The sequence below is a fragment of the Acinetobacter sp. LipI_19 genome, from assembly GCF_058242925.1.
Map to the genome: position 1 here is coordinate 3,345,400 of NZ_JBZAYK010000001.1, position 23,359 is coordinate 3,368,758.

The window sequence follows — 23,359 nt, forward strand, 5'->3', positions numbered from 1 at the left end:
TTTAACCAATATTAAATATAAGAGTAAGAGATCTTACACATTTGTTCTGTATGTTTTTAAGCTGAATCAAAATCACATTTAATCAAGACTTAAAGCCAAAGGGAATCGTATGACAGACCTCACGCCATATCATGAAAATCAAGAGTTAGATAACAATACTTCGAATAACACGCATTTCCGTGACATTTTAGAACAACGGATTTCTCGTCGTAGTTTAATTACAAAAACAGCAAGCGGTGCAGCTGCTCTCGCTTTAGCATCGAGCCTAGTTGGTTGTAATGATGACGATGACAATAATTCAACACCCACCACGACAATTAAAAAACCTGAAAAATTCACCTTTAACCCTGTTGCAAAAAACCTCAATGACATCGTCACTGTTCCTGCGGGTTATGAAGCAAATGTGCTTTATGCTTTAGGTGATCCATTAATGCAGACGATCCCTGACTGGGATGATAACAATGTTCCTTCAGGGGTCAGCTTTACAGCGCGTTCAGGCGATTGTCATGATGGTATGAGCTATTTTGGCTTAAATTCCAATAGCTCTAAATATGATGCTAAAGCGTCAAACCGTGGCTTACTGGTCATGAATCATGAATACATTAATCAAACCTTCTTACATCCTAAAGGTGCAACAAAAGTAAATGGTCGTCGCCCAGAAGATGAAGTGATTCGTGAAGTCAATGCGCATGGTGTTTCCGTCATTGAATTAAAGAAAGATGCAACTACACAAAAAGTAGAGATTGTTAAAAGCTCTCCATTTAATCGCCGTATTACAGCGTCAACGGTCATGGACTTTGCAGGCACAGTTGCAGGTTCAGACTTGGTGAAAACCAAATACTCAAGCTCAGCAAAGCAAACACGCGGCACACATAATAACTGTGGTAATGGTTATACCCCTTGGGGAACTTACCTCACCACAGAAGAAAACTTTATTGGATACTTTGTGCGTAATAAAGGTGATGATGCAAAACGTAGTGCGGCTGAGATCATCGCACTGAATCGCTATGGTTTAAAAGATGGTGCCAGCTCACGTTATGGCTGGGAAACCGCGATTGGGGCAATCGAAAGCCAAGACTTATATGACCGCTGGAACTCTTCAATTACTGCTGACTCCGCAGACAAAGATTATCGAAACGGCGCAAATACCTTTGGTTGGATTGTTGAAATCGATCCGTTCGATAGTCGTTCAAACCCCGTTAAACGAACATCTTTAGGTCGCTTTGCGCATGAAGACTGTCGCTCAAGCCGTTTAATCGAAGGAGAAAATCTAGCCTTCTATATGGGCGATGACTCACGTGGCGAATATATCTACAAATTTGTATCTGATGCGAAGTGGGATGCAAAAGATGTAAATGGTGGCTATCGCGCTGGCGATAAATATATGAACAGTGGCAAGCTATATGTTGCGCAGTTCAATAATGATGGTACAGGTAAATGGATTGAATTGGCGTATGGTAAAAACGGTTTAAATGATAGCAATACCGTCTATCCTTTCAAGTCTCAAGCCGATGTCACTACTTTTGCACGTTTAGCCGGTGATTCAGTCAAAGCCACTAAAATGGATCGTCCAGAATGGGTTGCGGTGAACCCAGAGAATGGTGAAGTCTATGTCACACTAACCAATAACTCGAACCGTGGTACAGCACATGCATTAAATGCCGCAAATCCACGAAACTATAGCGACCCAGAAGGTGGTAAAGGCAATGTAAATGGTCACATTATCCGTTTCCATGAAAAAGATAATAAAACTACAGCTGAAAGCTTTACTTGGGACATCTACCTCTTTGGTGCTGAAGCAAAAATGGCCAGTAACATCAACTTGTCTGGGTTAAATGATAATAATGATTTATCTTCACCAGATGGTATGTGGTTCGACCCACGTGGTGTACTTTGGATTCAAACGGATGATGGTGCTTATACAGATACCACCAACTGTATGATGCTTGCTGCACTCCCTGGTAAAGTCGGTGATGGTGCAAAAGCAATAACATCTGCTGGGCAAGAAACGATCGTGGGTAAACAAGTCACTGATGAAAACCTGCGTCGCTTCCTAACAGGTCCAAAACAATGTGAAATCACGGGTGTCACCATGACACCCGACTACAAAGCCATTTTTATCAATGTTCAACATCCAGGTGAAGACTCACCTAGCTTTGATAAACCATCAAGTAACTGGCCTGCATCACAAAAAGATCCAAGCAACAAGACTGCTCGCCCACGCTCGGCAACGGTCGTCATTACTCGTAAAGATGGCGGTGTAATTGCGGGTTAATTAAATTTATTTTTTTAAAGCCATAGTGATAAAAGTTGCTATGGCTTTTTATTTTTCGATAGCACGCTGAATCTCGACTAACTCCCCCATATGTTCACCTTGTTGCGTTTTTTCAACCCAATCAATCTGAGTACTGCTTATTCTTAAAAAGTTGGAACAGCGTGTCCCATAAATTGGGCTTTGAATAAATGTTGAAGACAACAACGCTTCCATCTCAGGATTAATTCCAGTATTGGGCAGTAAATCAGGAATAATTTTTCGTTCATCTTCTAAAATATCCCAAACAGCGAATTGTAGATCTTGCTCAGAGATAGAAGGGACTTGCAACATGGGTAAAAATTCTTGGGTAAAGCGTTTACGTAAATGCTTGGTTTTTTCCCAATCATCTGACATCAAGCCATTTGAAACGACAAATACACCTTGGGATAACACTTGTGGGGCTTCACCGCGATTACTCATATAAACAGCTTGCTGTCGATCACCCACAAATAAGTTAAAACCCGCATAATCTCTTTGCTGCTTTTCCAATGCTTGTGCAAAACGAATTGGTGTTTGATCTGACGCTAAAAAGGCTTGAATCAAATAGCCACGCGTAGTGGGATAAGTTTGTTTATCAGCACCATCACGATAATTGGTAATCACTGCCCAACGTCCCTGTGGTGTAACCCCCATCCATGTTCCGCCTGATTGCAAATCTTGCCCTGCAATAATCGGACTGTTCGCCCATGACTGTAATTGAGTGCTTGGACGATGGTAGAATTCGTCACGATTTGAAATTAAACAAACAGGTAAATCATCCAAAACTTGCCAAGCCAATGCCACAATACACATAAAATACATTCCATGAAGTTTACACATTGAATGTACAACATTTTTAATATGTTTCAGCTAAAATCTGTGCAAAATAGAAAATCAAGGATTAGGAATGCTCACCTACCCGAATATTGACCCAATTGCGATATCACTGGGTCCACTCAACGTCCATTGGTATGGGCTGATGTATCTCTTGGCATTTTTATGTGCTTGGGGACTTGCTACTTATCGTGCTAAACAACGTGCTGACTGGAACTCTGAAATGGTTTCAGATCTGGTGTTCTTTGGTGCACTTGGAGTTGTGCTCGGTGGTCGTGTAGGCTATGTTTTATTTTACGAGTTTAGCAAATTTTTAGCAGATCCTATCTGGCTATTTAAAGTTTGGACTGGTGGTATGAGTTTCCACGGAGGCTTCCTTGGTGTAATGATCGCCATGCTTTTGTGGTGCCATAAATACAAGAAAACTTGGTTTGAAACACTAGATTTCATTGCACCCTGTGTACCGACGGGCTTGATGTTTGGTCGAATTGGTAACTTCATAGGTGGTGAATTATATGGTCGTCAAGTTTCTGACCCTAACTTTGCGCTAGGTATGATCTTCCCGACAGATCCACTACATTTGGTTCGTCATCCATCTCAGCTCTATCAAGCGCTGTGTGAAGGACTGCTGCTGTTCCTTATTCTATGGTTCTATAGTGCTAAACCACGCCCACGTTATGCCGTATCTGCAATCTTTCTAATGGGTTATGGCTGTGCTCGATTCTTTATGGAATTCTTCCGTGAACCTGATGCGGATCAAGGTTATATTTTGTTTGGTTGGATGACCAAAGGTCAAATCCTCTCATTCCCAATGATTCTGATTGGATTATGGTTAATTTGGTATGCTTACCAAAAGAAAATTTTTGACTGGGGTCCACAAAAAAATAATTAAGCCTTATGAGCTAAGTTGAAAAAGGTGAAGCTAAGCTTCACCTTTTTTATGCTAAATTATCATTATCCAATTTAAACGAAATCACTATGCTTGAATTTTGGTTTGATCCTAAAGTCTCGGTTGCAAAGAAGCTCATTTTTCTTATTTTATTGGTACTGGTCACTATTGGACTCTATTGGTACCAGCCTTTAACCCTTGATAATATTTTACTTTTTGCAGGTACAGGTATTATTTTTCTGATTTGTCGTTACTGTAAAGTTCATTTTGCAGCCCAAAACCCCACAGGATTTCTTTATCGTTTATTGACCTGGATTCCACTGGCTTTAGTTTTGGCATTGGTTTTTAAAAATATGAACAATGGTGAAATTTTGATCCCAGGCGCTCAAGGTATTGGTTTTATGGCTCTAGCAGTTTGTATTTTTTCACCACTATCCCTACTCAATCAAAATTCGTCTGAACAAGTCTCTAAATAATGTTAGATTTTTGGTATTCAGCGCGCTGTAGTCGTGAAATTAAAGTCGTCATTTCAATCTTAACCTGCGCAATAATTTATTATTGCACCACGATTGAGAAGTTAAGTCCAACGTTTACCGTGATGTGTTTAGCGATTGGAATCTCTACACATTTATTAAGAATGCTCGGGCTAAAAATCTCTAAAAATAATGTCTATACTCAAGGTTTCAAAATTTTATTTTCCATCTACCCTTTTCTTGCACTTATGCTTTTAATGGCTTTTTTACCTGCACAACATAAAATATTGACATCAATTCAAGCCCTTGGCTTTGCTGCTTTAGGTCTATTTATCATGTCAATTTATCAAAATCGCGCAAAACGTTTTGACTAAAGATGTTGTAAAAAAAAGCATTGCAATAAAAAAGGAAGCCTTTCATTCCAAAAGCTTCCTTTTTTATCTTTTAATCCGTAATAGATTAAATGATTTTGACTGTGAAACTAAGCAGCTAAACGATAATACTCATAGGTTACATTTGGGTCTTTATACACATCGTAACTACGCTGTCTAAAGTCAGAAACCCATTGAGAACCTGTAAATCCAGCAATATGGCCATAACGATGGCGACTGGTACTGTTGATGATATAAATATCACCTTCTTGAGGATTATCAAAGTCAGGACGGATTTGCTTATAACCAATCTCAGTTAAAGTCGAACCCCAATCTGAAGCCGCAACTGGATGATCAGAAAAACGTGCACCAGCTGATTCAAGCGCTATACGCACATATCTTGCACAACGATGTGCAGTAGTACTACGTGACATACTGACAAGTTTTTCAGTAAATTTACTAATATCGATTAAGCTTTCTTTCTTAAATGCTTCAGTTTGATTTTTAAAAGTTTCAAATGCTTTATTTTTTAAGTATTCATCTGGTCGAAAATTATTATTTTGATTTTCCGATCGAATCTGAATATGAACCGTGGGATTCACGTATTCATTCATATTAACATTGTGGTCGTAAATCATGCATTGTCCTCAAACTGCCCTTTTGAATTGATTCAAACTACCTTGTTTAAATCAATAACAACTTTTCACAAGCCATGAATAGTAATCAGCAATTCTTAAAATGTAGACTTAAAACATGTAAAAAAATATGTAAGTGTTAATAAATCTCATTTGTAACGCCTCAAGCTACTGAAACTGCTGACATTACACAATTCATCACTTGGGTTTGTTTGTTTAAAAATTAATCAATAGAGGTTTACTGGGCCGTATCATTAAAATATTTTCTTAATCTAATCAACACATTAAACTGTCAATTCAGTCACACTTTTGTTTTATGAATTCAGCAAAATCGTATGCCAAAGAAAGATTTTTTCAATAAAAAGCTGATGTTATCAACATCAGCTTTTTAGAAATTATGCCGTCGGTGCTTAATAACAATCCCAGTTATACACCACTTTAGAGAAATCTCTTTTTTCAAGATCATCCGGATGAATAAAGAAGTTCCCTACACCTGAGTCGCCCCACATGATCTCAATACCTTCAGCTTCACCTGTATCGATCTGCAACAGTAAAATATAATCTTGAATAGATTCATTGTATTCACGCGGATCAGATTGAGTAAAAAATGGATATCCACCTAAACGATGACCGCTTGCGGAAAAAACTTCACTGTACTCATCACAAAACTCTTCTTCATTATCTTTTTCATAAGGGTCTGTGACTTTTTGAGCAAAATCAAAATTATTCATATCAATATAGCTTTCAGCCTTCTCAAACTGAATCGCAGACTGTCCTGCGATAGGACTATAAATATCGTCCTCAACAAAACTTGGAAAATCGCTTTGTAAAAGTGCAAGATCTTGCTCAATCTTGTCATAAAAAACCACCCGAAAGCCATCTTGCTTTTTTTGATCATCAAAATTGAGACCATATAAATCATCATGCGGATTGATAAAAAACTGTAAAATTCCAGACTTTGGATAATGTTGATTTTCTGGCACTTCTGCAAAATTGATCTGCGCCAATAATTGTAGGTCATCCCCCTCCGCGCTCTGCGGATATTGCGTCTCTACAGGTAAATAGGGATTTCCACCCACTTTGCTTTGCCAAATCTGTAAATCTTCAGTCGGCACTAATGATATTTCTATACTGTCTTTTTTTGTCGCAATAATTTGCGTTTTATATGGCTGTAAACATGCTGGGAGCTCATTCAAATTTATACTCATTTTCAAATACTCTTAGTTTTAGCTGTTAGATGGATGCAAAACAGAAAATAATCTAGCTTAAAAAGAAACTCAGATTAGTATAAACTCTGAAGCTATTCAGAAACATTACGAATGGGTAATCATGCGACATAATCTGTCATTTATGTCGTATGGACGCCCCAAATTGGACACTATATGAAAGCGTATTTAGACCTTCTACAACATATCCTAGACGATGGCGGTGACAAAGGTGATCGTACTGGTACTGGTACTCGTTCTGTATTTGGTCATCAAATGCGTTTTGACTTGTCAAAAGGGTTTCCGCTACTAACCACTAAAAAGGTTCATTTCCGCTCAATTGTGATTGAATTGCTGTGGTTCCTAAAAGGCGACACCAACGTTCAATATCTTAAAGACAATAAAGTTTCGATTTGGGATGAATGGTCTACCGCTGAGCAGACTGCCCGTTTTGGACGCCCTGAAGGGGAGTTGGGCCCAGTCTATGGTCATCAATGGCGTAACTTTGGCGCTACGCAAAAAGATAATGGTTTGTTTGAAAATGATGGTTTTGACCAAATCAGTTGGTTGGTCAATGAAATCAAGACCAATCCAAACTCACGTCGTTTGATTGTGTCTGGCTGGAATCCAAATGAAGCAGGTAAAGTTGCCTTACCGCCATGCCACACTTTATTCCAATTTTTTGTTCAAGATGGAAAGTTGTCTTGCCAACTTTATCAACGTAGTGCAGATGTTTTCTTAGGGGTGCCATTTAATATTGCCAGCTATGCTCTACTGACTCATATGGTTGCTCAAGTTTGTGGTTTAGGCGTAGGTGATTTTGTCTGGACTGGCGGTGATACACATTTATATGTTAACCATTTTGAACAAGCGAAACTTCAGTTAACACGTGAGCCCTTACCACTGTGCCAACTCAAATTAAATCCTGAAATTAAGGATATTTTTGACTTTAAATTTGAAGATATTGAAATTACAGGTTATGAGTCACATCCTGCAATTAAAGCACCTGTAGCTGTTTAAATATTTTAATTCAGTCTTTCCTTATTCCCTCCTTGCAATAGGAGGGAAAATTTTCCAATGGATAATAAGCGAATTCATTATGACATTTAAAAACTTTGAAATTGTGCATGTCGTTGCAATGGATCAACAACGCTGCATTGGTAAAGCGAACGATCTTCCATGGCATATTTCAGCAGACCTTAAGCACTTCAAAGAAATCACCCAAGGTGGTGTTGTGGTGATGGGACGTAAAACGCTTGAATCGATGGGACGTGCATTACCTAAACGTGTCAATTGGGTGATTACCCGTGATCAGGATTGGAGTTTTGCTGGAGTTAAAACGGCCCATAGTATAGATGCTGCTTTGGAGCAAGCGATTCCTGATGTATTGGTCTCAGAAAAACCTGCCAGTATCTTTATCATTGGTGGTGGTGAAATTTTTAAACAAACCATGCACATTGCTGATCGTTTAGAGCTCACCCACATTGAACTCGATGTACAAGGTGATGCGTATTATCCAGAAATTCCAGCGGAATTTAAAAAAGTTGCGAGCGAGTCACATGTTGATGACAAAACAGCTATTGCTTTTGAGTTTGCAACATACCGAAAATAGCACTGAACTTTATGAATAAAAATAGTGGCTTATGGATAGCTTAAAAGCAAGATCAATACTGCATACACTTGGAATGGGGATAATCCATTCCTTGTTTAGCTTATTTGTCGTATTGAGCAGCCTGTGGTTTTGTTTCGCAATTTGGATTCAACACCCCTTAGGAAAGATTTTCAGTTATATCATCATCCCTATTTGGATTATTTTTGCACTGAGTATTCTTGGAATCTATTTTACTAAAAATATATTTAGCCGAAAAACTGACAGTTTGATCTATATCATCGCCTTTATTGTCAGCTTAGTCTGGTACTTTAATATTCCTGCGCAACAAGATCGTCAATGGAGTCCTGAAGTTTCCAGAATTTTTACTTACGAGCAGCAAGGTCATCTTGTCACGATTCATAATGTCCGTAACTTTAATTGGCACTCCCCTGATCAATATGACGAACGCTGGGAAACCAGAAGCTACAACTTAGATGAGATTACAGGCGTCAATATCATCACCTCTTATTGGATGGGACCACAAATTGCCCATACCTTGGTTAGCTTTGATTTTTTAAATCAGCGCCCACTCGTTTTTTCCATTGAAATTCGAAAAGAAAAAAATGAAAACTTTTCTGCAATTGGTGGTTTTTTTAGACAGTTTGAGCTAAGTCTAATCGCTGCAGATGAAAAAGATATTGTTTATACACGGAGTAATATTCGAGGTGAGCAGGTTTATTTTTTCCCGATTCAACTACCAAAAGCAGAAACCAAAGCATTGTTTGAAGAGTATCTTTTGAAATCTTCCGCTTTGGCAGAACATCCAAAGTGGTACAACACCCTAACCAGTAACTGTACAACTTTGGTTTTTGATATGGTTCAGGCAATTTCCCCTGAAAAATTACCAACAGATTATCGTTTATTGGCTTCAGGTTATTTACCCAATTATCTTTATGATTTGGGTGCATTAAATCATCAATGGTCAATCAAAGAATGGTATAAAAAAGCACATATCAATCCAAGAACGGCTGAATATGCTCAGTTTAAATATCAAAATAGCGATAACTTTTCTAAAGTGATTCGTTTTGGTTTACCTGATGAACATGCTCAATAATGTATAGCTTTAGTCAGCTCGTCTTTATGGTTTAACTCAATTTTGTTTATATAATCATTAAAAATTAGGAGAATACGCATGTTTAAATCCATACTCGCAACCACATTCATCACAGCAACGCTCTTATTTTCTGGATGTGCATCTACACCAAGTGCTGATCAACAAAGCCAAAATTTAAGTTTGTTGCAAAACAAAAATTGGACACTCACGCATATTGGTGCAACAGAATATAAAGCAACACCAAATGCTCACAACGTACCAAGTATTCAATTTGGTTCAGATTTACGGGTAAGTGGTGCAGATGGTTGTAATCGTATTATGGGTGCATACGCCATCAAAGGACAGCACTTAACCTTAGGGCAACTCGGCTCTACTCGGATGTATTGTCAGGACACTATGAAACTCGCGGCTGACTATACTGAAGCACTCAATAAGGTGAAAGGTTATCAAGTCTATGACAAAACGTTAAAGTTAGTTGATCAATATGGGAATCGTGTTTTGCAATTTACAACGCCATAACATCGTCTAAGCAGTTATTTATATACACAGTTTAAAAGCTTAAAACGTTAGGCTTTTAAACACCTCAGATTATAGAATCCAATATCAACAATGAAATTGAATAAAAATTTTAACTCAATCAATGAAAGACAATAATTTTACTACACACGCTGTCTTATCATTGGGATTAGAATAACAACAACTTAAAATTTGGATATTTCTATGAAGTTCATTGGCCTTATCTTGATCTCATGCCTAATTTTATCTGCATGTAGTTCAATGAATGTAAAACCTACGGTTGGGGTAAGTATGGGAACATCTATTAAATAAAAAAACAGCGCCGAAGCGCTGTTTTTTATCAATAAAAATTATGGGCATGTAGTCGTATTGATACCATAAGGACTGTTTAAATTTGGTCCGAATGTCCCATCAGTACTGTAATCAGATGCAACTGAAGCCAGCCCTAAATTATATGTCGTTCTAAATGGTAATGTCGCAACTTGTGATGATGCGCCAATTTGTACATTAAGCCATTGAGCATAAATCTTCGGATAACGAATCACAAAATCAAATTTCCCTTCAGCATCCGTTGTATACGTTGCCGTAGCCCCTTGTCCTAAGAATGTTGGTACTTTAACGGGAATGCTGTTTACTTCATTATTGGTAATTGCACTATATGGCGCGGTTACAGCACAACTATGTGCTGAATTGATTGTTGTTAATGCAGGAAAGTCATCAGTCGTATCTGCTGGCGTTCCATTATTGTTCATTGGAATACCATTACTTAAATAAATATTTGGATTGTTCAAGTTATAATAACCACTACCAGGTCCAACCCATTTTAATACTGGATCAGAGCCAGGCACAGGTGCTAACGCCCAAATGTAACGACCTTTAACATAATTAGTTGGATTAATATCCATTTCCACTTTTTGATTCGCTAACGGCTTACCATCAAAATCGACAACACTTACTGATAAATTTTTCGTGTAGTACACACCGTCATTTGAAGATCCCGTTTCTGTAGGATTAACACCGATAACAATTGATGCAACTGGATTCTGCACAACTGACTGCACAACATCAATACGTGAAATTTGAGTTGCGTCTAAATACCCAGCTTCACTGAATGTCGCTGTTAAATTTAAATCATCAGCATCAAATGCTGCTGCAGTATATGTCGCATTACGTGCACTTTCATCAACCTTAACTTTAAATACTGCTTGTCCATTTTGGTCGGTTGTTAAACCAGATGCACCAACAATAAGTACCCCATTTCGAACAAAATCTTTGATATTCAAGTTGACATATTTATTCGCAACACCACCACCATTTTGATCGACTAAAGTCACCGTAACATTTGCTAGATCATTACGCACATTTAGTGTTGCTTTATTCGACTCGATTCGTAAATTATAACGCGCAGGTTGAGGTGCTGTTGGTGAAGGTTTAAATGCCGTTAAACGATAAATCTGTGTTGTTAAGGCACCATTTGTATTGGTATTACTTGCTGTGAGTTCAATACCACTTGCCAATAACAAGTCTCCATCAGCAGTATTACCATCCACTTCCACAGAGAAGAAAGCATTACCATTTGAGTCAGTTTTTACAGTCTGTGGTTTACTTGTATTTGTTGGGTGTCCATCTCCTGGTGTTCCAATAATCAATGTCGCAGAATTATTCGCCGCTAAGGTTACATCTTCATCTCTAACAGGAAGACCATTGTTATCAAGCAATTGCACTTTAACAATTGTTTTATCACCAGCAACACTTAAACTTGCCTTAGAAGAATCTATAGTTAAATGATTTGGATTCACTGCCTCAAAAACACTAAATTCTAAGGTAGATACAACATCAACACCCTTCGGATTTTTAATCGTACCTTTGATTTGAATTGCTTTAGAACCTAAATCAATTAATGCTTGTTTAGCAGCACTTGGAATATCTTTTGGAATCGTAATCGTAATCTGTGTTTGACCATTTGCTGCTGTGACTAGCGAATCATTACTTAAACGAATTCCTGCATCATAAGCTTCTTTATTTAAAGCTAAATTTACAGGATAGCCTGTATTAGCACCTAATTCATCTTTAACTGCAACTTGAACTTGATAACTTTTGCCAAACTCTAATTCTTTTTTATCAGCAGTTAAACGCAAGTTTACAGAATCTTGAGGGATAGCAACCTGAATCGAACCCGTCTGCTGAATACGATCACCATTATTACGATTTGTACCCACGACAGCAAACGTGATGCCATTCTTGATTAAGCTCGCATCATAAGCACCTTCAGCAACTCTAATGGTAAATTCAGCTTCACCCTTACTATTTGTTGTTAAATTGGAGTCTGACAATGAAACTCGAGAACCCGCTAAACTTGATAATGCAATCGCGACAGATGTATTTGGAATAATTGTTCCATTCTCATCTTTAGCAATTACTTTAACACGGACTTCTCCACCCAATACAGAAACGGTTTGAACATCATAGCTCAGACTTAACGCAGCCAAATCTGGAATGATAACCACAGGTTGAGAGATCTCAACTTTACGTGTAACGGTATAAGCAGAGCCATCGGTACGTACTCCTTTTACAGCCACGGTAAGGCCATTTGCAACTAAGTTTGCCAACTCACTTATATTATTGGCTTTCACCTTAATCTTAAACGTTGCTTGACCTTGGTCATTCGTTGTAAGTGTTGCCGCCGTAGCGAGGCTCGCTCCATTACTTGTCGCCGCATCATTTAGCCCGATAGACACTTTTTGATTCGGCAGCGCCTTACCATCTGTACCCAACGCATTAACGGTTACATCGAAGGTTTGTTCGTTATTTGCGGTTAAAATGAGGCTACCCAACATATCAATATTCAAGTGATCTAAATCAATTTCACCTTGAGCTGTTGGTGCTTTGAAATTGAGATTGACTGTACTTGCCGCGCCAACTCCATTGGTTGGTTTAGCAATGAGGCCTAAACCATTCTCAACTAATGCTTTTTGGGTTGGACTTCCACTTGCTTTATACTGATAGGTAAAGGTTGCATAACCTGTTGCATCCGTAAGTGCATCCGCAGAACTGGATAGACTTAATCCTAGGCTTTGCAACTCTGAAACTGAATATGCCTTTGAAAATCCTAAATTAACAGTCTCTCCTTTTAATGCACTACCTTTTACACCTGTAGCTTTCACTTTGACTACAATGGTTTGATCCTTAGTGTAATCATAGGCCACATTAATCGGGTCTATTGCAAGATAACTTAATGCTTCCTCTGACTTCGCTTCATCTTCTACTGTAATCTTAATGCTGTTTGTTACATTATTATCGGTGGTAAATGTTGCAGTAATACCTGCCGCAACTAAAGCTTCAACAGCTGCCGGCGTTTTAGCATTGGTTTTTAAGGTGTAAGTGACATAACCTGTTTTAAATTCCTGTTCTGCACTTCCATCAAAAGTAACACCATTAGAATTCGCTTCAGCATTTAGGCTCAGTTTGACCTTACCTTGAGTCGCGGCTTCACCTTTATTATTAATTCCTTTAACAGTAATGGTAATCGAATCATTTTTTGCATTAATCTGATACGAAGATGCAATTTCAAGACGTTGAAGTGCCTGCTGGTTTGATGCTCCAGTATCAGCAGTTGTCACTTTAACTGTTGCTGTTGCAAAAATATCTGCGGAGTCACTATAAGTCGCTTTTAAGTTAATTCCTTGTTGAGATAAGGCAATCGGATACGATGATGCAGATTTAAGGGTAAATACTGCATAGCCTTTCGCATCAGTTGTCACTTCTGCCTGATCAATCGTGACACCATATACAGCACTACTATCTGTAAAAGATAATTTTACTTTTTTATTGGTTAAAAGATTACCATCACTATTTTTTGCAACAACAGTAACTTGCGTCGTTCCACCTTGTGCAACGATAGGGCTATCTTGAGTAACTATTTCTAATTTTTGAACAATTTGAGAAACATCTTTAAAAGTAACTGATGCTTTTGCTTGGCTCTCAGCTTTAAACTCATCCACTAATTTAAAATCTAAACTTGACGAGGTTAATACAAGTTGAGCAATGTCAGCTGCCGTTAAATCACTATTCGCAGTAATATTAAAGGTTGCTTTGCCTAGCTCATCTGTTTTTAAGGTAGAACCATTTGTAATCGAAAATTTACCTTGCATTTCAGCAGGTAAAGCTAAAGATACAGATTGATTCGCTTTTACACCACCATTTTTATCTGTGACTTGGGCAGTAATAGAAGCTGAACCTTTTGGTAAATTAAGCACAACTCCCTGTTGGATTTTAAGATTATATTCACTTTGAATCGTGCTTGTTTTTTTAATATTAAGGGTATAAACCTGTTTAATTGTTGTTCCATCTACAGTTGCAGTCAGCTGTACTTTTCCAGAATTCGCATTCAGTGTAGGAATATTTAATTCAAATACCGCAACACCATCATCACCAGTCGTTACTTGAGAACTCTTACTTGTTACACCTAATTTTTCACTATCTGTAATCGATAAATTTACCAGTTTAGCAGCAACACCACCTTTATCACTGTTCAAGGCTTGAACTGAAATTAATACTTTAGAATTGTCATAAGCAACATCAATTGGTTTAGCTTCAGCATCTTGTAGCGAAAGCCCCAAACTTTCTACAACTTTTTTAGTATCCGTGGTTGAACCATTACCACCATTTTCTGTACCTGTTCCACCATTATTCTTATCATCCCCATAATATCCACCACCTCCACCGCCGCCACACGCCACTAAAGCTAACGAGGACGCCAGAACTGTTGCTTTAACCCCTAATTCTTTAAATTTTGTTAAGTAAATCATAATTTCATCCATTGTATTTAGTATAAGTTTTGCCCTAAAAATACTTTTATGGCTTTTACACGAAATGTACTCAAATCTACAAAACTTTTCAATCTAATACTTGTGATATATTGAAAAAATATAATTTGACGACACTCTTTATATGAATATTTTTTATAAATTGCTATTAAATCTTTAATTAATATTTCTTGTAATATAATTAAATGAGGAGAAGATATGTACGACATCATCATCATCGGCGCAGGTACAGCAGGTATTAGTGCATATAAAGAAGCAATCAAATATACATCTAACATACTGATTATCAATAAAGGTCCATGGGATACAACCTGTGTCCGTGTTGGCTGTATGCCAAGTAAAGTTCTCATTTCAACTGCAAATCGAATGTATGACATTCAAAATGCTAAAGAAGTCGCTTTAGAGGTAAAAGCAGAGATCGATACACGTCAAGTTATGCAACATGTCAGAAATTTACGTGACCGCTTTGCTCGTGCGACGCTTAAAGATGTAGAAAGTTGGGAAACTGCACATAAAATTGATGGCGAAGCTAAATTTGTAAATGCAAATACGGTTGAGGTCGATGGAAAACATTATCAATCTAAATCATTTATTCTTGCTGTAGGCTCAACACCGACTTATAACCAGGATTGGAAAAATAAAATAGGCAATAAACTGATCACATCGGATGAAGTATTTGAACTTGAGACTTTGCCTAAATCTATTGCCGTAATCGGTAGTGGTGTGATTGCAATTGAAATGGCTCAAGCAATGCATCGCTTAGGCGTAAATACGACTATTTTTGCAAGAAGCAAAAAAGTAGGGGTATTGAGTAGCCCTAATTTACAAGAAATTGCACAAACGGAATTATCCAAAGAACTTAATATAAAATTTGAAGTTTTACCTGATTCAATTCAAGATCTTGAAAATGGTGTTGAAATATCATTTATCGAAAATAATGAGTCTAAATCCATACAGGTTGACTATATTTTAAATGCGACTGGTCGTGCTACAAACTTATCAACCTTATCCCTCGAAAATATTGATCAGGCATTCTCAGATTTAAAACAATTACCGGTTCATCACAACACTAAACAATTGGCTGATTTTCCAATATTTATTATTGGTGATGCTTTCACTCAAACACCTTTACAACATGAGGCTGCGAATGAAGGAAGAAATGTCATTTCAAGTTGTTTAAATTTCCCCAATGTATACAACTTAAATAACCTATCACCTTTAGGTATCGTGTTCTGTAGTCCTGAAATGGGAATTGCTGGTCAAAGCTTTGCCTCACTATCAAAATCAAACATAGATTTTATTACAGGTTTTGCTTCTTATGAAAAGCAAGGTCGTGCATTGGTTTTAGGTAAAAATAAAGGTGCTGCTGAAGTTTATGTAGATCAGCAAAGCAGAAAACTCTTAGGTGCTGAACTTTTTGTTGAATCTGCTGAACATATGACTCACTTACTCTCTTGGATCATTTCCGAAGAACTAACAATTGATGAAGTATTAGCAAAACCTTTTTATCATCCAACTTTGGAAGAAGGCTTAAGAACAGCATTAAAACATGCCCGAAGACAACTTAAATAACGCTTTTACCTGAAGCTCTATTTTGAAGAATAGAGCTTTTATATTTTCTTCCAAACATTTCTATTTCATTATGCCACTAAACAGCGCACATAAAAAAACACCCCGTTCTCGCTAGAGACCGGGGTGTTTTAGATTTAAAAGCTGGCGATGACTTACTCTCACATGGGTAACCCCACACTACCATCAGCGCTAAGAGGTTTCACTTCTGAGTTCGGGAAGGGATCAGGTGGTTCACTCTTGCTATTGTCGCCAGCAAACTGTTATGGACTTGTTCGGGTCTTATTTAAATGCCTTACTTCGTACCAAATGAGTTTAACAGAACATTTGAGTTGAATATTTTAACTAGCTTTACAACTAAATCAAGTATGTTTGATCTTTTATGAATCAAATGATGCTTACTTCTTTCGAAGTTCGTATACAACTGCTTGGGTGTTGTATAGTCAAGCCTCACGAGCAATTAGTATTGGTCAGCTTCATGCGTCACCGCACTTCCACATCCAACCTATCAACGTCGTAGTCTTCAACGGCTCTTTAGAGGACATAAAGTCCTAGGGAAATCTTATCTTGAGGTAGGCTTCCCGCTTAGATGCTTTCAGCGGTTATCCCTTCCGAACATAGCTACCCGGCGATGCGACTGGCGTCACAACCGGTACACCAGAGGTTCGTCCACTCTGGTCCTCTCGTACTAGGAGCAGATCCTCTCAAATTTCCAACGCCCACGGTAGATAGGGACCGAACTGTCTCACGACGTTCTAAACCCAGCTCGCGTACCTCTTTAAATGGCGAACAGCCATACCCTTGGGACCTGCTTCAGCCCCAGGATGAGATGAGCCGACATCGAGGTGCCAAACACCGCCGTCGATATGAACTCTTGGGCGGTATCAGCCTGTTATCCCCAGAGTACCTTTTATCCGTTGAGCGATGGCCCTTCCATACAGAACCACCGGATCACTAAGACCTACTTTCGTACCTGCTCGACTTGTGGGTCTCGCAGTTAAGCGCGCTTTTGCCTTTATACTCTACGCGTGATTTCCGACCACGCTGAGCGCACCTTCGTACTCCTCCGTTACTCTTTAGGAGGAGACCGCCCCAGTCAAACTACCCACCAGACATGGTCCTCGTCCCGGATAACGGGACAGAGTTAGAACCTCAATATTACCAGGGTGGTATTTCAAGGATGGCTCCATAGCAACTGGCGTCACTACTTCAAAGCCTCCCACCTATCCTACACAAGTAAGATCAAAGTTCAATGTCAAGCTGCAGTAAAGGTTCACGGGGTCTTTCCGTCTAGCCGCGGGTACACCGCATCTTCACGGCGAATTCGATTTCACTGAGTCTCTGCTGGAGACAGCGCCCCCATCATTATGCCATTCGTGCAGGTCGGAACTTACCCGACAAGGAATTTCGCTACCTTAGGACCGTTATAGTTACGGCCGCCGTTTACTGGGGCTTCGATCAAGAGCTTCGCTTACGCTAACCCCATCAATTAACCTTCCAGCACCGGGCAGGCATCACACCCTATACGTCCACTTTCGTGTTTGCAGAGTGCTATGTTTTTAATAAACAGTTGCAGGGGCCTGGTTTCTGTGGCTGCCAATAGCTCAAGGAGCAAGTCCTATCACCGTCAGCAGCGTACCTTCTCCCGAAGTTACGGTACCATTTTGCCTAGTTCCTTCAGCAGAGTTCTCTCAAGCGCTTTGGTCTACTCGACCTGACCACCTGTGTCGGTTTCGGGTACGATTCCTGTGTAACTGAAGCTTAGAGACTTTTCCTGGAAGCATAGTATCAGCCACTTCGCTAGTAAACTAGCTTGCTATCAGCTCTCAGCATAGAGCACCCCGGATTTGCCTAAGATGCATGCCTACTGCCTTTCACCTGGACAACCAACGCCAGGCTGACTTAACTTTCTCCGTCCTCTCATCGCATTACACAGAAGTATTGGAATATTAACCAATTTCCCATCGACTACGCCTCTCGGCCTCGCCTTAGGGGTCGACTCACCCAGCCCCGATTAACGTTGGACTGGAACCCTTGGTCTTTCAGCGTGCGAGTTTTTCACTCGCATTGTCGTTACTCACGTCAGCATTCGCACTTCTGATACCTCCAGCATACTTCTCAATACACCTTCATCGGCTTACAGAACGCTCCCCTACCACGTATACTAAGTATACATCCGCAGCTTCGGCATATAGTTTTAGCCCCGTTACATCTTCCGCGCAGGCCGACTCGACTAGTGAGCTATTACGCTTTCTTTAAAGGGTGGCTGCTTCTAAGCCAACCTCCTAGCTGTCTATGCCTTCCCACATCGTTTCCCACTTAACTATAATTTTGGGGCCTTAGCTGGCGGTCTGGATTGTTTTCCTCTTGACTACGGACGTTAGCACCCGCAGTCTGTCTCCCGGATAGTACTCATAGGTATTCGGAGTTTGCATCGGTTTGGTAAGTCGGGATGACCCCCTAGCCGAAACAGTGCTCTACCCCCTATGGTATTCGTCCGAGGCGCTACCTAAATAGCTTTCGGGGAGAACCAGCTATCACCGAGTTTGATTAGCCTTTCACCCCTATCCACAAGTCATCCCCTGGCTTTTCAACGACAGTGGGTTCGGTCCTCCAGTTAGTGTTACCCAACCTTCAACCTGCTCATGGATAGATCACCCGGTTTCGGGTCTATACCCAGCAACTAAACGCCCTATTAAGACTCGATTTCTCTACGGCTCCCCTATACGGTTAACCTTGCTACTGAATATAAGTCGCTGACCCATTATACAAAAGGTACGCAGTCACCGAACAAGTCGGCTCCCACTGCTTGTATGCATGCGGTTTCAGGTTCTATTTCACTCCCCTCACAGGGGTTCTTTTCGCCTTTCCCTCACGGTACTGGTTCACTATCGGTCAGTCAGGAGTATTTAGCCTTGGAGGATGGTCCCCCCATATTCAGACAAGGTTTCACGTGCCTCGCCCTACTCGTCATCATTATATGTGCCCTTTCGTGTACGGGACTATCACCCTCTACGGTAGCACTTCCCAGAGCTTTCCGCTAAAACACATATAACTTAATGGGCTGATCCCCGTTCGCTCGCCGCTACTGAGGGAATCTCAATTGATTTCTTTTCCTAAGGGTACTGAGATGTTTCACTTCCCCTCGTTCGCCTCGCATGACTATGTATTCATCATGCGATACCTACCTTATGGTAAGTGGGTTTCCCCATTCAGAAATCTCCGGATCACAGGATATTTGCCGCCTCCCCGAAGCTTATCGCAGGCTATTACGTCTTTCATCGCCTCTGACTGCCAAGGCATCCACCACATGCACTTAATTACTTGACTATACAACCCCAAACAGTCGCTAATCCCTACAAGGAGGATCAACAATGTGGATTCAACCACTTCTATTTGTTGCCTGTGAACTTAATCACTATACAGCTTCAATTTAATTCATATACCAAAACGCTTGATTCAGTTTTATCGCTAGTTCTCATTTCATTCAATATTAACAATTGCTTGCTAACATCAACTAAAACGAGTTAAACAATTATTTCAACTCAAATATATTCTGTTAATGATTCACTACCGCCTCGTCAGCGAGTAGTTAACTGTGATAAATCACAGAACTTAATAAGCTATCGGCTTACTAAGTTCTGTAATCACTTAGTCTGTAATTAGTGGTGGAGACTAACGGAGTCGAACCGTTGACCTCCTGCGTGCAAAGCAGGCGCTCTACCAACTAAGCTAAGTCCCCAGCTTAAGATCTTAATATATCTGCTCTTCTGTGTTCAGTAGACTTGGTGGGTCTGACAAGACTTGAACTTGTGACCCCACGCTTATCAAGCGTGTGCTCTAACCAACTGAGCTACAGACCCTCAGATACATCAATGAAGAACAACTTGTTGTGGATTCTTACCAATCGTCAATCTTTCGTTAAGGAGGTGATCCAGCCGCAGGTTCCCCTACGGCTACCTTGTTACGACTTCACCCCAGTCATCGGCCACACCGTGGTAAGCGTCCTCCTTACGGTTAGACTACCTACTTCTGGTGCAACAAACTCCCATGGTGTGACGGGCGGTGTGTACAAGGCCCGGGAACGTATTCACCGCGGCATTCTGATCCGCGATTACTAGCGATTCCGACTTCATGGAGTCGAGTTGCAGACTCCAATCCGGACTACGATCGGCTTTTTGAGATTAGCATCCTATCGCTAGGTAGCAACCCTTTGTACCGACCATTGTAGCACGTGTGTAGCCCTGGTCGTAAGGGCCATGATGACTTGACGTCGTCCCCGCCTTCCTCCAGTTTGTCACTGGCAGTATCCTTAAAGTTCCCACCCGAAGTGCTGGCAAATAAGGAAAAGGGTTGCGCTCGTTGCGGGACTTAACCCAACATCTCACGACACGAGCTGACGACAGCCATGCAGCACCTGTATGTAAGTTCCCGAAGGCACCAATCCATCTCTGGAAAGTTCTTACTATGTCAAGACCAGGTAAGGTTCTTCGCGTTGCATCGAATTAAACCACATGCTCCACCGCTTGTGCGGGCCCCCGTCAATTCATTTGAGTTTTAGTCTTGCGACCGTACTCCCCAGGCGGTCTACTTATCGCGTTAGCTGCGCCACTAAAGCCTCAAAGGCCCCAACGGCTAGTAGACATCGTTTACGGCATGGACTACCAGGGTATCTAATCCTGTTTGCTCCCCATGCTTTCGTACCTCAGCGTCAGTATTAGGCCAGATGGCTGCCTTCGCCATCGGTATTCCTCCAGATCTCTACGCATTTCACCGCTACACCTGGAATTCTACCATCCTCTCCCATACTCTAGCTTCCCAGTATCGAATGCAATTCCCAAGTTAAGCTCGGGGATTTCACATCCGACTTAAAAAGCCGCCTACGCACGCTTTACGCCCAGTAAATCCGATTAACGCTCGCACCCTCTGTATTACCGCGGCTGCTGGCACAGAGTTAGCCGGTGCTTATTCTGCGAGTAACGTCCACTCATCCTAGGTATTAACTAGAAGAGCCTCCTCCTCGCTTAAAGTGCTTTACAACCATAAGGCCTTCTTCACACACGCGGCATGGCTGGATCAGGGTTCCCCCCATTGTCCAATATTCCCCACTGCTGCCTCCCGTAGGAGTCTGGGCCGTGTCTCAGTCCCAGTGTGGCGGATCATCCTCTCAGACCCGCTACAGATCGTCGCCTTGGTAGGCCTTTACCCCACCAACTAGCTAATCCGACTTAGGCTCATCTATTAACGCAAGGTCACAAGTGATCCCCTGCTTTCCCCCGTAGGGCGTATGCGGTATTAGCATCCCTTTCGAGATGTTGTCCCCCATTAATAGGCAGATTCCTAAGTATTACTCACCCGTCCGCCGCTAGGTCAATTACCGAAGTAATCTCCCCCGCTCGACTTGCATGTGTTAAGCCTGCCGCCAGCGTTCAATCTGAGCCATGATCAAACTCTTCAGTTAAAAATCATTAGTGACTTAAGGTCACAATTCTGGCTCATCAATGTTCTGACAAATTCTCTCAAATAAACTTCGAGTAATTTAAACCAATCAATCAATGATAATATTTCGATCAATCAATTAGTAAAAATCCACACAAGTTGTTCTTCATATTCTCTTAATGATCTTCTCAATGCTTCGTCAGCATCAAGCTAGGTCGGCTATACTACTCTCTATCTCTAAAAAGTCAATCTATAATGTTAATTATTTTTTCTAACAAACCCAACTCTAACCTCATCTTAAAATCTCAATTCGAAATCTTAACAACTTAATCAAGTGCCTGATTTATCAGAAGTTTTATTTAACATCACCGCCGATGGATGTGCATTCTACAGCATTCCATTCCCAACACAACCCCTTTTTTTAATTATTTTTCATTTTTTCTATCACTTGCTTATTTATTATTCTAAATTGATCTTTTTTTTGTTTTTTGAGCTATTTTTTAAGCATTATCAGCACTGGATTGCTCGATTTGTTTGATAACTTATTGTCTTTGTCTATTTCCTGCCATTTTAAAGGACGACAATCTATATATTCACAGTAACCACTCTCACCTTGATAATATTCTTCATTGAGATGTAGTTGATAAAAAAAACTTCCAACATAACCCGCGGCTAAACCAAATTTATAATCCCCACGACTTTGTGCTTGAATATCAATTTTGGTATTTTCATCTTGATATTGCCATTCGAACTCGCGTGGTAAATACATCTCCTGATGATTTACTGTTGTGACTTTAGGGAACACACGGTGAATATTGAAACAGACCTGTCGATCAAGCATTTTTGTTTCATTGTTTTGAATATCTCGAATATAGATACGTGAATGTAAAATATTATTCATCTGATCACGACTATGCATAAAAATAATCTGTAATTCATCATTCACTTGAATCAATTGATATGTATATAGTGCATAAGGTAGATAAGGGAAATTTACTGTTTTCATATATTCAAAAACAGCATTTTGTTCAATTTCATAATTTTGATCTTTGTATTGAATTGTCCCTTTACAGTGCGCAACCAAAGACCAGTGCTGCGCAAATCCAAATTTCAAATGAATAAAATGAGAAATTAAAGGCAATGTCGTAATACTTAAATTCACACTCAATTCGTCATCTAGTCTTTGAAAAGTAAAATGAGGAACTTTTCCAAACACTTTTTCTTTTTGACCAAACGCATAGGTTACATTGCAATTTTCATCGGTGTGAAATTGGCATTCATGCTGAATTGAGTATGAGCTTAGCTGCCCCACCATATGAGGGCTAGAGCTGACCAGCAGGGTTGCTGTATCTAAAGCAGTTGTCGAGATTTCATTGTTATTGCAAAAAACAGGACTATTGGGCTGTCCAATCAAACTAAAAAAATTGAGGTAATGCAATGGTGCAGGTAGATCGGCAAGCACTAATTTTTGATGAATAATTTTATATCTGTCTTGAGGGGGATGACAGCAAAGTTCTATAGGCGTTTGAGCTTGATTCAGCTGTTTAGACTGATCTAAGAAATCTTGAAACAACCGCATATCAAGCCCCCTTACCCTTTTATCT

General features: G+C 40.0%; 14 protein-coding genes, 2 tRNA genes and 3 rRNA genes. 9 read left to right on the forward strand and 10 right to left on the reverse strand.

What is annotated here, in order from left to right; all coding sequences use genetic code 11:
* The first annotated feature begins 109 nt into the window (after positions 1 to 109).
* Positions 110 to 2,275 carry a PhoX family protein gene (locus tag AC4CVF_RS16060; protein ID WP_490789708.1) on the forward strand — a complete coding sequence of 722 codons (2,166 nt, stop codon included), beginning with the start codon at positions 110 to 112 and terminating at the stop codon, positions 2,273 to 2,275.
* A gap of 48 nt (positions 2,276 to 2,323) precedes the next feature.
* Here AC4CVF_RS16060 and AC4CVF_RS16065 read toward each other — a convergent pair whose 3' ends face one another.
* Positions 2,324 to 3,106, reverse strand: coding sequence for an NRDE family protein (locus AC4CVF_RS16065; RefSeq protein ID WP_336954549.1), 783 nt, complete (start codon positions 3,104 to 3,106; stop codon positions 2,324 to 2,326).
* Between the two features lie 94 nt (positions 3,107 to 3,200).
* On the opposite strand from AC4CVF_RS16065, the gene lgt reads away from it, so the two are divergent.
* The 3 genes from lgt to AC4CVF_RS16080 all read left to right on the forward strand — a co-directional run bounded on the left by lgt (position 3,201) and on the right by AC4CVF_RS16080 (position 4,863).
* On the forward strand, positions 3,201 to 4,019 hold the full coding sequence (gene lgt, locus AC4CVF_RS16070; protein WP_336954547.1) for a prolipoprotein diacylglyceryl transferase: 819 nt from the start codon (positions 3,201 to 3,203) through the stop codon (positions 4,017 to 4,019).
* Between the two features lie 86 nt (positions 4,020 to 4,105).
* Positions 4,106 to 4,492 carry a hypothetical protein gene (locus AC4CVF_RS16075; protein WP_336954546.1) on the forward strand — a complete coding sequence of 129 codons (387 nt, stop codon included), beginning with the start codon at positions 4,106 to 4,108 and terminating at the stop codon, positions 4,490 to 4,492.
* Positions 4,492 to 4,863, forward strand: coding sequence for a hypothetical protein (locus tag AC4CVF_RS16080; protein ID WP_419328715.1), 372 nt, complete (start codon positions 4,492 to 4,494; stop codon positions 4,861 to 4,863). The genes AC4CVF_RS16075 and AC4CVF_RS16080 overlap by 1 nt, the downstream gene beginning before the upstream one ends.
* A gap of 107 nt (positions 4,864 to 4,970) precedes the next feature.
* Here AC4CVF_RS16080 and AC4CVF_RS16085 read toward each other — a convergent pair whose 3' ends face one another.
* Together AC4CVF_RS16085 and AC4CVF_RS16090 are read right to left on the reverse strand one after the other, a co-directional pair.
* Positions 4,971 to 5,498: a hypothetical protein gene (locus tag AC4CVF_RS16085; protein ID WP_004726489.1), complete on the reverse strand. Its 528-nt coding sequence runs from the start codon at positions 5,496 to 5,498 to the stop codon at positions 4,971 to 4,973.
* A gap of 407 nt (positions 5,499 to 5,905) precedes the next feature.
* On the reverse strand, positions 5,906 to 6,703 hold the full coding sequence (locus AC4CVF_RS16090; RefSeq protein WP_336954543.1) for a YwqG family protein: 798 nt from the start codon (positions 6,701 to 6,703) through the stop codon (positions 5,906 to 5,908).
* 174 nt (positions 6,704 to 6,877) lie between these two features.
* Between AC4CVF_RS16090 and thyA the strand changes: the two genes are divergently transcribed.
* From thyA to AC4CVF_RS16110, 4 genes are all read left to right on the forward strand, one after another.
* On the forward strand, positions 6,878 to 7,720 hold the full coding sequence (gene thyA / locus AC4CVF_RS16095; protein WP_151801587.1) for a thymidylate synthase: 843 nt from the start codon (positions 6,878 to 6,880) through the stop codon (positions 7,718 to 7,720).
* Positions 7,721 to 7,799: 79 nt separating this feature from the next.
* Entirely contained in the window at positions 7,800 to 8,312 is a 513-nt protein-coding gene (locus AC4CVF_RS16100; RefSeq protein WP_336954542.1) for a dihydrofolate reductase, read from the forward strand.
* A 31-nt stretch (positions 8,313 to 8,343) separates the two neighbouring features.
* Entirely contained in the window at positions 8,344 to 9,405 is a 1,062-nt protein-coding gene (locus AC4CVF_RS16105) for an Lnb N-terminal periplasmic domain-containing protein (protein ID WP_336954541.1), read from the forward strand.
* 78 nt (positions 9,406 to 9,483) lie between these two features.
* Positions 9,484 to 9,924 (forward strand): META domain-containing protein, encoded by a 441-nt coding sequence (locus AC4CVF_RS16110; RefSeq protein WP_234622392.1) that lies wholly within the window; start codon positions 9,484 to 9,486, stop codon positions 9,922 to 9,924.
* A gap of 347 nt (positions 9,925 to 10,271) precedes the next feature.
* On the opposite strand, the gene AC4CVF_RS16115 is transcribed toward AC4CVF_RS16110, so the two are convergent.
* A complete protein-coding gene (locus AC4CVF_RS16115) occupies positions 10,272 to 14,729 on the reverse strand; it encodes a hypothetical protein (RefSeq protein WP_336954540.1) in 4,458 nt (1,485 codons plus the stop codon).
* A gap of 216 nt (positions 14,730 to 14,945) precedes the next feature.
* On the opposite strand from AC4CVF_RS16115, the gene AC4CVF_RS16120 reads away from it, so the two are divergent.
* The gene (locus AC4CVF_RS16120) at positions 14,946 to 16,319 is read left to right on the forward strand and encodes a dihydrolipoyl dehydrogenase (RefSeq protein ID WP_419328697.1); all 1,374 of its coding nucleotides are present in this window, start codon (positions 14,946 to 14,948) and stop codon (positions 16,317 to 16,319) included.
* 139 nt (positions 16,320 to 16,458) lie between these two features.
* Here AC4CVF_RS16120 and rrf read toward each other — a convergent pair.
* From rrf to AC4CVF_RS16150, 6 genes are all read right to left on the reverse strand, one after another.
* Positions 16,459 to 16,573, reverse strand: a 5S ribosomal RNA gene (rrf, locus tag AC4CVF_RS16125).
* A 182-nt stretch (positions 16,574 to 16,755) separates the two neighbouring features.
* Positions 16,756 to 19,646: ribosomal RNA gene (locus AC4CVF_RS16130) — 23S ribosomal RNA — on the reverse strand.
* A 336-nt stretch (positions 19,647 to 19,982) separates the two neighbouring features.
* Positions 19,983 to 20,058 (reverse strand) — tRNA-Ala (locus tag AC4CVF_RS16135).
* A 44-nt stretch (positions 20,059 to 20,102) separates the two neighbouring features.
* Positions 20,103 to 20,179 (reverse strand) — tRNA-Ile (locus AC4CVF_RS16140).
* Positions 20,180 to 20,238: 59 nt separating this feature from the next.
* Positions 20,239 to 21,777 (reverse strand): 16S ribosomal RNA (locus AC4CVF_RS16145).
* Together the 16S, 23S and 5S rRNA genes with 2 tRNA genes alongside form the textbook arrangement of a ribosomal RNA operon.
* A 471-nt stretch (positions 21,778 to 22,248) precedes the next feature.
* Entirely contained in the window at positions 22,249 to 23,334 is a 1,086-nt protein-coding gene (locus AC4CVF_RS16150) for a DUF6670 family protein (RefSeq protein ID WP_419358891.1), read from the reverse strand.
* Between the last annotated feature and the right edge of the window lie 25 nt (positions 23,335 to 23,359).

Coding starts and splice junctions, on each gene's coding strand:
- AC4CVF_RS16085 (WP_004726489.1), bottom strand. CDS start 5,498: ATGATTTACGACCACAATGTTAATATGAATGAATACGTGAATCCCACG.
- AC4CVF_RS16060 (WP_490789708.1), top strand. CDS start 110: ATGACAGACCTCACGCCATATCATGAAAATCAAGAGTTAGATAACAAT.
- AC4CVF_RS16110 (WP_234622392.1), top strand. CDS start 9,484: ATGTTTAAATCCATACTCGCAACCACATTCATCACAGCAACGCTCTTA.
- AC4CVF_RS16065 (WP_336954549.1), bottom strand. CDS start 3,106: ATGTGTATTGTGGCATTGGCTTGGCAAGTTTTGGATGATTTACCTGTT.
- AC4CVF_RS16120 (WP_419328697.1), top strand. CDS start 14,946: ATGTACGACATCATCATCATCGGCGCAGGTACAGCAGGTATTAGTGCA.
- AC4CVF_RS16150 (WP_419358891.1), bottom strand. CDS start 23,334: ATGCGGTTGTTTCAAGATTTCTTAGATCAGTCTAAACAGCTGAATCAA.
- AC4CVF_RS16100 (WP_336954542.1), top strand. CDS start 7,800: ATGACATTTAAAAACTTTGAAATTGTGCATGTCGTTGCAATGGATCAA.
- AC4CVF_RS16075 (WP_336954546.1), top strand. CDS start 4,106: ATGCTTGAATTTTGGTTTGATCCTAAAGTCTCGGTTGCAAAGAAGCTC.
- thyA (WP_151801587.1), top strand. CDS start 6,878: ATGAAAGCGTATTTAGACCTTCTACAACATATCCTAGACGATGGCGGT.
- AC4CVF_RS16115 (WP_336954540.1), bottom strand. CDS start 14,729: ATGATTTACTTAACAAAATTTAAAGAATTAGGGGTTAAAGCAACAGTT.
- AC4CVF_RS16080 (WP_419328715.1), top strand. CDS start 4,492: ATGTTAGATTTTTGGTATTCAGCGCGCTGTAGTCGTGAAATTAAAGTC.
- AC4CVF_RS16090 (WP_336954543.1), bottom strand. CDS start 6,703: ATGAGTATAAATTTGAATGAGCTCCCAGCATGTTTACAGCCATATAAA.
- AC4CVF_RS16105 (WP_336954541.1), top strand. CDS start 8,344: ATGGATAGCTTAAAAGCAAGATCAATACTGCATACACTTGGAATGGGG.
- lgt (WP_336954547.1), top strand. CDS start 3,201: ATGCTCACCTACCCGAATATTGACCCAATTGCGATATCACTGGGTCCA.